11 protein-coding genes, 1 tRNA gene and 1 pseudogene are annotated in these 11,409 nt (G+C 48.6%); all 13 read left to right on the forward strand.

The genetic code is table 11. The features are described 5' to 3' along the window. Window positions 1–73 precede the first annotated feature (73 nt). Window positions 74–678: pseudogene (locus tag BEG40_RS01485) on the forward strand (tetratricopeptide repeat protein); the annotation flags it as partial. A 1,479-nt stretch (window positions 679–2,157) separates the two neighbouring features. Then, on the forward strand, window positions 2,158–3,726 hold the full coding sequence (gene cydA, locus BEG40_RS01495) for a cytochrome ubiquinol oxidase subunit I (protein ID WP_010345240.1): 1,569 nt from the start codon (window positions 2,158–2,160) through the stop codon (window positions 3,724–3,726). 15 nt (window positions 3,727–3,741) lie between these two features. Further along, window positions 3,742–4,881 carry a cytochrome d ubiquinol oxidase subunit II gene (cydB, locus tag BEG40_RS01500; protein ID WP_000568269.1) on the forward strand — a complete coding sequence of 380 codons (1,140 nt, stop codon included), beginning with the start codon at window positions 3,742–3,744 and terminating at the stop codon, window positions 4,879–4,881. A 14-nt stretch (window positions 4,882–4,895) separates the two neighbouring features. After that, complete coding sequence (gene cydX / locus BEG40_RS01505) at window positions 4,896–5,009, forward strand: cytochrome bd-I oxidase subunit CydX (protein WP_000270283.1); 114 nt, start codon at window positions 4,896–4,898, stop codon at window positions 5,007–5,009. Continuing rightward, window positions 5,009–5,302 carry a cyd operon protein YbgE gene (gene ybgE, locus BEG40_RS01510; protein WP_000034602.1) on the forward strand — a complete coding sequence of 98 codons (294 nt, stop codon included), beginning with the start codon at window positions 5,009–5,011 and terminating at the stop codon, window positions 5,300–5,302. Before cydX ends, ybgE begins: the two co-directional genes overlap by 1 nt. A gap of 149 nt (window positions 5,303–5,451) precedes the next feature. Continuing rightward, the gene (gene ybgC, locus BEG40_RS01515; protein WP_001098384.1) at window positions 5,452–5,856 is read left to right on the forward strand and encodes a tol-pal system-associated acyl-CoA thioesterase; all 405 of its coding nucleotides are present in this window, start codon (window positions 5,452–5,454) and stop codon (window positions 5,854–5,856) included. Continuing rightward, window positions 5,853–6,545, forward strand: a complete 693-nt coding sequence (tolQ, locus tag BEG40_RS01520; protein ID WP_000131314.1) for a Tol-Pal system protein TolQ — start codon at window positions 5,853–5,855, stop codon at window positions 6,543–6,545. The genes ybgC and tolQ overlap by 4 nt, the downstream gene beginning before the upstream one ends. A gap of 3 nt (window positions 6,546–6,548) precedes the next feature. Beyond that, window positions 6,549–6,977 carry a colicin uptake protein TolR gene (tolR, locus tag BEG40_RS01525; RefSeq protein ID WP_000124988.1) on the forward strand — a complete coding sequence of 143 codons (429 nt, stop codon included), beginning with the start codon at window positions 6,549–6,551 and terminating at the stop codon, window positions 6,975–6,977. A 64-nt stretch (window positions 6,978–7,041) separates the two neighbouring features. Next, complete coding sequence (tolA, locus tag BEG40_RS01530) at window positions 7,042–8,310, forward strand: cell envelope integrity protein TolA (protein WP_105284766.1); 1,269 nt, start codon at window positions 7,042–7,044, stop codon at window positions 8,308–8,310. 132 nt (window positions 8,311–8,442) lie between these two features. Then, window positions 8,443–9,735 carry a Tol-Pal system beta propeller repeat protein TolB gene (tolB, locus tag BEG40_RS01535; RefSeq protein WP_010352214.1) on the forward strand — a complete coding sequence of 431 codons (1,293 nt, stop codon included), beginning with the start codon at window positions 8,443–8,445 and terminating at the stop codon, window positions 9,733–9,735. 34 nt (window positions 9,736–9,769) lie between these two features. After that, entirely contained in the window at window positions 9,770–10,291 is a 522-nt protein-coding gene (gene pal / locus BEG40_RS01540; RefSeq protein ID WP_010352216.1) for a peptidoglycan-associated lipoprotein Pal, read from the forward strand. A gap of 9 nt (window positions 10,292–10,300) precedes the next feature. Further along, window positions 10,301–11,092 (forward strand): cell division protein CpoB, encoded by a 792-nt coding sequence (gene cpoB, locus BEG40_RS01545; protein ID WP_000097569.1) that lies wholly within the window; start codon window positions 10,301–10,303, stop codon window positions 11,090–11,092. Between the two features lie 164 nt (window positions 11,093–11,256). Continuing rightward, a tRNA-Lys gene (locus tag BEG40_RS01550) sits at window positions 11,257–11,332 on the forward strand. Window positions 11,333–11,409: the final 77 nt, after the last annotated feature.

Consider the following 11,409-nt stretch of genomic DNA (forward strand, 5'->3'; position numbering starts at 1 on the left):
CCCATCCCTTGCGCAATAATGCCCGGCGAAATATCTCTTCTCCATGCAGTAAAAGGATTTATACATGAAGAAAATTGTTCTGCCGAGCTCCCTGGTGCGTAGTTATAGTGTCCCTGCTGGAGAACGAGGGAACATCTGGACCGTGTTTAAACTCAATCCAGACGGCGAGTTTGAAGATATCAACTCTGTTACCAGCGCCAATTTTAATGACACCACATTAGGCGTCAGGGATTTAGCCACTGTGATAATGCCTGCGACGGGCTCTTCAACTCCGGCTTCGCCCGCGATGCAAAACAGTGGAGATACTCAACTGGTAAGAAAATATAATCATGAAGGTGAAGCTGTTTACAAAACTGGTCAACTTGAGCAAGCCATTCAACTCTTCCAACAGGCAACAGAATTAGATGGCAATTACGGACAGGCATTTAGTAACCTGGGTCTGGCTTATCAGAAAAATGACAACATAGCGGAAGCGATTTGGGCAAATCGTAAAGCGATCTCGTTAGCCAGTGGAGCCAATGCGGCGACAACGCGCGCTAACTCCTATTATAACATTGCCAAAATTTATGAAACTGCAGGACAGAACGCTGATGCATTGCAGCATTATCAACTCGCTTATGCGGAAAAAATAAGCCCTCTTATGAAGAGGCTATCGCACGTGTAAAAGCAAAAATGTAAATCAGCTGTATTTTGAGGGCAACTGATGATACCCGCTGTTTACGAACATTTTATTTGCCGGTTACACAGTTTCCTGATTTGACCTGCGTGAGAGGCGCAGGTCATTAATCATTTCAAACGTGAACTACGGTCGAAAATATTATTTCAGTATGAATTAATATATATATTTTTTTGGGGGCTTTATAAGTAGCTGGTGCTTCTTTACAATGCGATTGTATAAAAAACTTTTTTAATATAATTAGTTATATCACTTGATGTGCTACTGAATTATCAACTATTACTTTAAGGTTCAGTAGTCGTAAAGCCGTATCTCCAGATAATTAAATTTCTGATATCTTACAATATCATCATATTCAAATGGTTAAATTAAGAATATTACACAGCCAAAACAGGCAGATTGAAGCAATCTGTTAGATGTTGCAGAACAACCTTGATTCCAACGGCGAAATCATGTTTACCCACCAGGTTGCTGTTCATATGGAGCTGAATACCACTCAGTTCATGCTTGATGAGTCGATATCGCTAATATCCATAGATAGAGGAGAGTACAATCGCATCAACGCCAATCACATGTGTTGCTTTCTTCATGGGGAATCCTTTGTAAGGCAGAGAGTTAATATTTTTTAGACAAGGTAGCGTGTACCCGAGAATACCCAGTGTTTTCTAACGCCTGGCTATAATTCCGTTTTGTTGTTTCGTATCCCTGTTATAACAATTTCTCTTGATTTTCAATCGTTGAGGGAATCATTGAATACAGATCGGGAAATATCAATGCCATATATAAATTCTTTTGAAAATTCTTGTTCTATCTGACTATACCGAAGGTATCTATTTCTTTTTGTGATTATTACCAGAGAAACAATAAGTAACGGATTTACAGTTCGGCGCTCATAAAGACAACAATCAATTAACTATGATAAAAATTTGTTATGTGAAATAGCAACAAATTGGCTACTCTAATCAATTAGGATTATAAAAAATTGATAAGGTGGCTTTGTTAAATAAAATACTGGTTTTTTATCTATGTCTTTTTGTTGTGATAATTATGTTGCATTGTTAATTTACAATAAATTAACAACAAGGCTGTTAGTGATTCATGGTTCACACATAATTAACACATCTGATTGATTTTGATATAAATCAATTTTAATTCTTGAAAAAAATCTGCAAAACACGATAAATTGTCGTAGATCAAATTGGTGAGATGGTGACAATTTCGCTATAAATTGATCACTGTCGAAAAATGCAATTTTGCTCAATAAAAACCTGTTTATTGTAAGGATTTTGCGGCGTAATATAATTACGGGATCAATTTGGTTTATTCATTAACATATTTGTAACTTTTTTATCATTGTCTTTCCTCTTTTGATGAAATGGCAACGATAGGGGCGAGCAAATAATTTTGTATTGGGGCATGCGTGTGACCCTTTCTAACGGGGTTCACTCTCGGAGTCTTCATGCGATGAGCAAGGAGTCATGATGTTAGATATAGTCGAACTGTCGCGCTTACAGTTTGCCTTGACCGCGATGTACCACTTCCTTTTTGTGCCGCTGACGCTCGGTATGGCGTTCCTGCTGGCCATTATGGAAACGGTCTACGTCCTTTCCGGCAAACAGATTTATAAAGATATGACCAAGTTCTGGGGCAAGTTGTTTGGTATCAACTTTGCTCTGGGTGTGGCAACCGGTCTGACCATGGAGTTCCAGTTCGGGACTAACTGGTCTTACTATTCCCACTATGTGGGGGATATCTTCGGTGCGCCGCTGGCAATCGAAGGTCTGATGGCCTTCTTCCTCGAATCCACCTTTGTAGGTCTGTTCTTCTTCGGTTGGGATCGTCTGGGTAAAGTTCAGCATATGTGTGTCACCTGGCTGGTGGCGCTCGGTTCAAACCTGTCCGCTCTGTGGATTCTGGTTGCGAACGGCTGGATGCAAAACCCAATCGCGTCCGATTTCAATTTCGAAACTATGCGTATGGAGATGGTGAGCTTCTCCGAGCTGGTGCTTAACCCGGTTGCTCAGGTGAAATTCGTTCACACTGTAGCGTCTGGTTATGTGACTGGCGCGATGTTCATCCTCGGTATCAGCGCATGGTATATGCTGAAAGGTCGTGACTTCGCCTTCGCAAAACGCTCCTTTGCTATCGCTGCCAGCTTCGGTATGGCTGCCGTCCTGTCTGTTATTGTTCTGGGTGATGAATCTGGGTACGAAATGGGCGATGTGCAGAAAACCAAACTGGCTGCTATTGAAGCTGAGTGGGAAACTCAACCTGCGCCTGCCGCCTTTACTCTGTTTGGTATTCCTGATCAGGAAGAGCAGACGAACAAATTTGCGATCCAGATCCCTTACGCGCTGGGTATTATCGCAACGCGTTCCGTGGATACACCGGTTATCGGCCTGAAAGAATTGATGGTGCAGCACGAAGAACGTATTCGTAACGGGATGAAAGCGTACTCTCTGCTCGAACAACTGCGTTCTGGTTCCACCGATCAGGCTGTACGTGACCAGTTCAATAGCATGAAGAAAGACCTCGGTTACGGTCTGCTGCTGAAACGCTATACGCCAAACGTGGCAGATGCGACTGAAGCGCAGATTCAACAGGCAACCAAAGACTCCATTCCACGTGTAGCGCCGCTGTACTTCGCGTTCCGTATCATGGTGGCGTGTGGCTTCCTGCTGCTGGCAATTATCGCGCTCTCCTTCTGGAGTGTAATCCGCAACCGCATTGGTGAGAAAAAATGGCTGCTGCGCGCCGCGCTGTACGGTATTCCGCTGCCGTGGATTGCTGTAGAAGCGGGCTGGTTCGTTGCTGAATACGGTCGTCAACCGTGGGCTATCGGTGAAGTGTTGCCTACCGCAGTAGCGAACTCGTCACTGACTGCAGGCGATCTCATCTTCTCGATGGTGCTGATTTGCGGCCTGTATACCCTGTTCCTGGTGGCAGAATTGTTCTTAATGTTCAAATTTGCACGCCTTGGCCCAAGCAGCCTGAAAACCGGTCGCTATCACTTTGAGCAGTCTTCCACGACTACTCAGCCGGCACGCTAAGACAGGAGTCGTCAAATGATCGATTATGAAGTATTGCGTTTTATCTGGTGGCTGCTGGTTGGCGTTCTGCTGATTGGTTTTGCAGTCACTGACGGTTTCGACATGGGGGTGGGGATGCTCACCCGTTTCCTCGGTCGTAACGACACCGAGCGTCGAATTATGATTAACTCTATCGCGCCACACTGGGACGGTAACCAGGTATGGCTGATCACCGCAGGTGGCGCGCTGTTCGCTGCCTGGCCGATGGTTTATGCCGCTGCGTTCTCCGGCTTCTATGTCGCGATGATCCTCGTACTGGCGTCTTTGTTTTTCCGTCCGGTCGGTTTTGATTACCGTTCCAAGATTGAAGACACCCGTTGGCGCAACATGTGGGACTGGGGCATCTTCATTGGTAGCTTCGTTCCGCCGCTGGTGATTGGTGTGGCGTTCGGTAACCTGTTGCAGGGCGTACCGTTCAACGTTGATGAATATCTGCGTCTGTACTACACCGGTAACTTCTTCCAGTTGCTTAACCCGTTCGGCCTGCTGGCCGGTGTGGTGAGCGTAGGGATGATCATTACTCAGGGCGCGACCTATCTGCAGATGCGTACCGTGGGCGAACTGCACCTGCGTACCCGTGCAACTGCACAGGTGGCGGCGCTGGTGACACTGGTCTGCTTCGCACTGGCTGGCGTGTGGGTGATGTACGGTATCGACGGTTATGTCGTTAAATCGACAATGGACCATTACGCAGCATCTAACCCGCTGAATAAAGAAGTTGTTCGTGAAGCTGGCGCATGGTTGGTGAACTTCAACAATATGCCGATTCTGTGGGCCATTCCGGCGCTGGGTGTTGTTCTGCCGCTGCTGACCATCCTGACTGCACGTATGGATAAAGCCGCGTGGGCGTTTGTGTTCTCCTCCTTGACGTTGGCCTGCATCATCCTGACTGCCGGTATTGCAATGTTCCCGTTTGTGATGCCGTCCAGCACCATGATGAATGCAAGTCTGACGATGTGGGATGCAACTTCCAGCCAGCTGACGCTTAACGTCATGACCTGGGTTGCGGTGGTTCTGGTTCCGATCATTCTTCTCTACACCACCTGGTGTTACTGGAAAATGTTCGGACGTATCACCAAAGAAGACATTGAACGTAACACCCACTCTCTGTACTAAGTAAGGAGCTAATAATGTGGTATTTCGCATGGATTCTGGGAACGCTTCTTGCCTGTTCATTTGGGGTAATCACCGCGCTGGCGCTTGAGCACGTCGAATCAGGCAAAGCCGGTCAAGAAGACAGCTAATGAGTAAAATTATCGCAACTTTGTATGCGGTAATGGATAAGCGCCCCCTGCGGGCGCTTTCCTTCGTGATGGCGCTTCTGTTAGCAGGATGTATGTTTTGGGACCCATCACGTTTCGCCGCGAAGACCAGTGAACTGGAAATCTGGCATGGTTTATTGCTGATGTGGGCCGTCTGTGCTGGCGTGATTCACGGCGTGGGTTTTCGTCCGCAGAAGGTTCTTTGGCAAGGGATTTTTTGCCCACTGCTTGCCGATATTGTTCTCATTGTCGGGCTGATTTTCTTCTTCTTTTAAATCAGAATTCTCTTTAAAAATTTATGGACCTTCAACAGTCCATAAATTTTTACGCTCCCTTAACTTGCCCTCATTCCCAAACCTCAATCGCACGCGTATAGTAGCAGCGTTTAAAAGTTCTAACTTTTGTTGCATTACCGGGATGTAAAGTGAATACAACGCTGTTTCGATGGCCGGTTCGCGTCTACTATGAAGATACCGATGCCGGTGGTGTGGTGTACCACGCCAGTTACGTCGCTTTTTATGAAAGAGCACGCACAGAGATGCTGCGTCACCATCACTTCAGTCAACAGGCGCTGATGGCTGAACGCGTTGCCTTTGTGGTACGTAAAATGACGGTGGAATATTACGCACCTGCGCGGCTCGACGATATGCTCGAAATACAGACTGAAATAACATCAATGCGTGGCACCTCTTTGGTTTTCACGCAACGTATTGTCAACGCCGAGAATACTTTGCTGAATGAAGCTGAGGTTCTGGTTGTTTGCGTTGACCCACTCAAAATGAAGCCTCGTGCGCTTCCCAAGTCTATTGTCGCGGAGTTTAAGCAGTGACTGACATGAATATCCTTGATTTGTTCCTGAAGGCTAGCCTTCTGGTTAAACTTATCATGTTGATTTTGATTGGTTTTTCAATCGCATCCTGGGCCATTATTATCCAGCGGACCCGTATTCTTAACGCTGCAGCACGCGAAGCTGAAGCGTTTGAAGATAAATTCTGGTCTGGAATCGAACTTTCCCGCCTCTATCAAGAGAGCCAGGGAAAACGGGATAATCTCACCGGTTCGGAACAAATCTTTTACAGCGGGTTCAAAGAATTTGTGCGCCTGCATCGTGCCAATAGCCATGCGCCGGAAGCCGTAGTGGAAGGGGCGTCGCGTGCTATGCGTATCTCGATGAACCGTGAACTGGAAAATCTGGAAACGCACATTCCATTCCTCGGTACGGTAGGTTCCATCAGCCCATATATTGGTCTGTTTGGTACGGTCTGGGGGATCATGCACGCCTTTATCGCCCTCGGGGCGGTAAAACAAGCAACACTGCAAATGGTTGCGCCCGGTATCGCAGAAGCGTTGATTGCGACGGCAATTGGTCTGTTCGCCGCAATTCCGGCGGTAATGGCTTATAACCGCCTCAACCAGCGCGTAAACAAACTGGAACTGAATTACGACAACTTTATGGAAGAGTTTACCGCGATTCTGCACCGCCAGGCGTTTACCGTTAGCGAGAGTAACAAGGGGTAAGCCATGGCCAGAGTACGTGGACGAGGTCGTCGCGATCTCAAGTCCGAAATCAACATCGTACCGTTGCTGGACGTGCTTTTGGTGCTGTTGCTGATCTTTATGGCAACAGCGCCAATCATCACCCAGAGCGTAGAAGTCGATCTGCCGGACGCCACTGAATCGCAGGCGGTGAGTAGCAACGATAATCCGCCAGTGATTGTTGAAGTATCTGGTATTGGTCAGTACACCGTGGTGGTTGAGAAGGATCGCCTGGAGCGTTTACCACCAGAGCAGGTGGTGGCGGAAGTATCCAGCCGTTTCAAGGCTAATCCGAAAACGGTCTTTCTGATCGGTGGCGCAAAAGATGTGCCTTACGATGAAATAATTAAAGCACTGAACTTGTTACACAGTGCGGGTGTGAAATCGGTTGGTTTAATGACGCAGCCTATCTAAGCATCTGCGTTTTCCTTGCTTGAAAGAGAGCGGGTAACAGGCGAACAGTTTTTGGGAACCGAGAGTGTCAAAGGCAACCGAACAAAACGACAAGCTCAAGCGGGCGATAATTATTTCAGCAGTGCTGCATGTCATCTTATTTGCGGCGCTGATCTGGAGTTCGTTCGATGAGAATATAGAAGCTTCAGCCGGTGGCGGCGGTGGTTCGTCCATCGATGCCGTAATGGTTGATTCAGGTGCGGTAGTTGAGCAGTACAAGCGCATGCAAAGCCAGGAATCAAGCGCGAAGCGTTCCGAAGAGCAGCGCAAGATGAAGGAACAGCAGGCAGCTGAAGAACTGCGTGAGAAACAAGCGGCTGAACAGGAACGCCTGAAGCAACTTGAGAAAGAGCGGTTAGCTGCTCAGGAACAGAAGAAGCAGGCTGAAGAAGCCGCTAAACAGGCCGAGTTAAAGCAGAAGCAAGCGGAAGAGGCGGCAGCGAAAGCGGCGGCAGATGCTAAAGCGAAGGCTGAAGCGGATGCCAAAGCAGCCGCAGAAGCAGCGAAGAAAGCGGCTGCAGACGCGAAGAAAAAAGCGGAAGCAGAAGCTGCCAAAGCCGCTGCTGAAGCACAGAAAAAAGCCGAGGCAGCAGCTGCGGCGCTGAAGAAGAAAGCGGAAGCGGCAGAAGCAGCCGCAGCAGAAGCGAGAAAAAAAGCGGCAGCCGAAGCTGCTGAAAAAGCGAAGGCCGAAGCTGAGAAGAAAGCAGCGGCAGAAAAAGCGGCTGCTGATAAGAAAGCGGCAGCAGAGAAAGCCGCAGCCGAGAAAAAAGCAGCAGCAGAAAAAGCGGCTGCTGAAAAGGCTGCAGCTGAGAAGAAAGCAGCGGCAGAAAAAGCCGCCGCAGACAAAAAAGCCGCAGCGGCAAAAGCAGCAGCTGAAAAAGCCGCTGCAGCAAAAGCTGCCGCAGAGGCAGATGATATTTTCGGTGAGCTAAGCTCTGGTAAGAATGCACCGAAAACCGGCGGTGGGGCGAAAGGGAACAATGCTTCGCCTGCCGGGAGTGGTAATACTAAAAACAATGGCGCATCAGGCGCAGATATCAATAACTATGCCGGGCAGATTAAATCTGCTATCGAAAGTAAGTTCTATGACGCATCGTCCTATGCAGGCAAAACCTGTACGCTGCGCATAAAACTGGCGCCAGATGGTATGTTACTGGATATCAAACCTGAAGGTGGCGATCCCGCACTTTGTCAGGCTGCGTTGGCAGCAGCTAAACTTGCGAAGATCCCGAAACCACCAAGCCAGGCAGTATATGAAGTGTTCAAAAACGCACCATTGGACTTCAAGCCGTAATCGCGATGTTGACCGTCACGGCGGTTAACATCAAACATCGGTTGTCGCTGGGTTCTGGTAGTTTTGTGTATTTGAGTTTGTTAACATTCTGCTAAATTATCGTGGGCTATCTGTCCAGATAAGGGAGATATGATGAAGCAGGCATTACGAGTAGCATTTGGTTTTCTCATACTGTGGGCATCAGTTCTGCACGCTGAAGTCCGCATTGTGATCGACAGCGGTGTAGATTCCGGTCGTCCTATTGGTGTAGTTCCTTTCCAGTGGGCAGGGCCTGGCGCGGCACCCGAAGATATTGGTGGCATCGTTGCTGCTGACTTGCGTAACAGCGGCAAATTTAATCCGTTAGATCGCGCTCGTCTGCCACAGCAGCCGGGTAGTGCGCAGGAAGTTCAACCTGCTGCATGGTCTGCGCTGGGCATTGATGCTGTCGTTGTAGGTCAGGTCACTCCAAATCCTGACGGCTCTTACAATGTTGCTTATCAGCTGGTTGATACCGGCGGTGCGCCGGGTACTGTACTTGCTCAGAACTCATATAAAGTTAACAAGCAATGGCTGCGTTACGCTGGTCATACCGCCAGTGATGAAGTGTTTGAAAAACTGACTGGCATTAAAGGTGCGTTCCGTACCCGTATTGCCTACGTTGTTCAGACCAACGGCGGTCAGTTCCCGTATGAACTGCGCGTATCTGACTATGACGGTTACAACCAGTTTGTGGTTCATCGCTCACCGCAGCCGCTGATGTCTCCGGCGTGGTCACCAGATGGTTCTAAACTGGCATATGTCACCTTCGAAAGCGGTCGTTCCGCGCTGGTTATTCAGACGCTGGCAAATGGCGCTGTACGTCAGGTGGCTTCATTCCCGCGTCATAACGGTGCGCCTGCATTCTCGCCAGACGGCAGCAAGCTGGCATTCGCTCTGTCGAAAACTGGTAGCCTGAACCTGTACGTAATGGATTTGGCTTCTGGTCAGATTCGTCAGGTGACTGATGGTCGCAGCAACAACACCGAACCGACCTGGTTCCCGGACAGCCAGAACCTGGCATTTACTTCTGACCAGGCCGGTCGTCCGCAGGTTTATAAAGTGAATATCAACGGCGGTGCGCCACAACGTATTACCTGGGAAGGTTCGCAGAACCAGGATGCGGATGTCAGCAGCGACGGTAAGTTTATGGTAATGGTCAGCTCCAATGGTGGGCAGCAGCACATTGCCAAACAAGATCTGGTAACGGGAGGCGTACAAGTTCTGTCGTCAACGTTCCTGGATGAAACGCCAAGTCTGGCACCTAACGGCACTATGGTAATCTACAGCTCTTCTCAGGGGATGGGATCCGTGCTGAATTTGGTTTCTACAGATGGGCGTTTCAAAGCGCGTCTTCCGGCAACTGATGGACAGGTCAAATTCCCTGCCTGGTCGCCGTATCTGTGATAATAATTAATTGAATAGTAAAGGAATCATTGAAATGCAACTGAACAAAGTGCTGAAAGGGCTGATGATTGCTCTGCCTGTTATGGCAATTGCGGCATGTTCTTCCAACAAGAACGCCAGCAATGACGGCAGCGAAGGCATGCTGGGTGCCGGCACTGGTATGGATGCGAACGGCAGCAACGGCAATATGTCTTCCGAAGAGCAGGCTCGTCTGCAAATGCAACAGCTGCAGCAGAACAACATCGTTTACTTCGATCTGGACAAGTACGATATCCGTTCTGACTTTGCTCAAATGCTGGATGCACACGCAAACTTCCTGCGTAGCAACCCGTCTTACAAAGTCACCGTAGAAGGTCACGCGGACGAACGTGGTACTCCGGAATACAACATCTCCCTGGGTGAACGTCGTGCGAACGCCGTTAAGATGTACCTGCAGGGTAAAGGCGTTTCTGCAGACCAGATCTCCATCGTTTCTTACGGTAAAGAAAAACCTGCAGTACTGGGTCATGACGAAGCGGCATACTCCAAAAACCGTCGTGCGGTACTGGTTTACTAAGAGAATTGCATGAGCAGTAACTTCAGACATCAACTATTGAGTCTGTCGTTACTGGTTGGTATAGCGGCCCCCTGGGCCGCTTTTGCTCAGGCACCAATCAGTAGTGTCGGCTCAGGCTCGGTCGAAGACCGCGTCACTCAACTTGAGCGTATTTCTAATGCTCACAGCCAGCTTTTAACCCAACTCCAGCAACAACTCTCTGATAATCAGTCCGATATTGACTCCCTGCGTGGTCAGATTCAGGAAAATCAGTATCAATTGAATCAGGTCGTGGAGCGGCAAAAGCAGATCCTGTTGCAGATCGATAGCCTCAGCAGCGGTGGTGCAGCGGCGCAATCAACCAGCGGCGATCAAAGCGGTGCTGCGGCATCAACGACGCCAACAGCTGATGCAGGTACTGCGAATGCTGGCGCGCCGGTGAAAAGCGGCGATGCAAACACTGATTACAATGCAGCTATTGCGCTGGTACAGGATAAATCCCGCCAGGATGACGCGATGGTGGCATTTCAGAATTTCATCAAAAATTACCCTGATTCAACTTACCTGCCAAACGCCAATTATTGGCTGGGTCAGTTAAACTACAACAAGGGTAAGAAAGATGATGCGGCGTACTATTTTGCTTCGGTGGTGAAAAACTATCCGAAGTCACCGAAGGCTGCGGATGCGATGTTTAAAGTCGGCGTCATCATGCAGGATAAAGGTGACACCGCGAAAGCGAAAGCCGTGTACCAGCAGGTTATCAGTAAATACCCTGGTACTGATGGCGCTAAACAGGCGCAAAAACGTCTGAACGCGATGTAATGCATAACACACGACCAGAAGTCGCATTATTTCTGGTCGTGTCGTGCGAATCATAAGCAGTTGAGTGATCTACATCGAAATTTTTGTTGCGCTCAAATCTGAAATCAGTAATATATGCCGCCGTTGCCACGGGATATCAAACAAACCGAAAGCAACGCAAAAGTGGGTCGTTAGCTCAGTTGGTAGAGCAGTTGACTTTTAATCAATTGGTCGCAGGTTCGAATCCTGCACGACCCACCACTTTAAGTAGTATCCAGCGTAGTATCGGGTGATTAGCTCAGCTGGGAGAGCACCTCCCTTACAAGGAGGGGGTCGGC

Source organism: Escherichia sp. MOD1-EC5495 (assembly GCF_002965965.1).
Lineage (GTDB): Bacteria > Pseudomonadota > Gammaproteobacteria > Enterobacterales > Enterobacteriaceae > Escherichia > Escherichia ruysiae.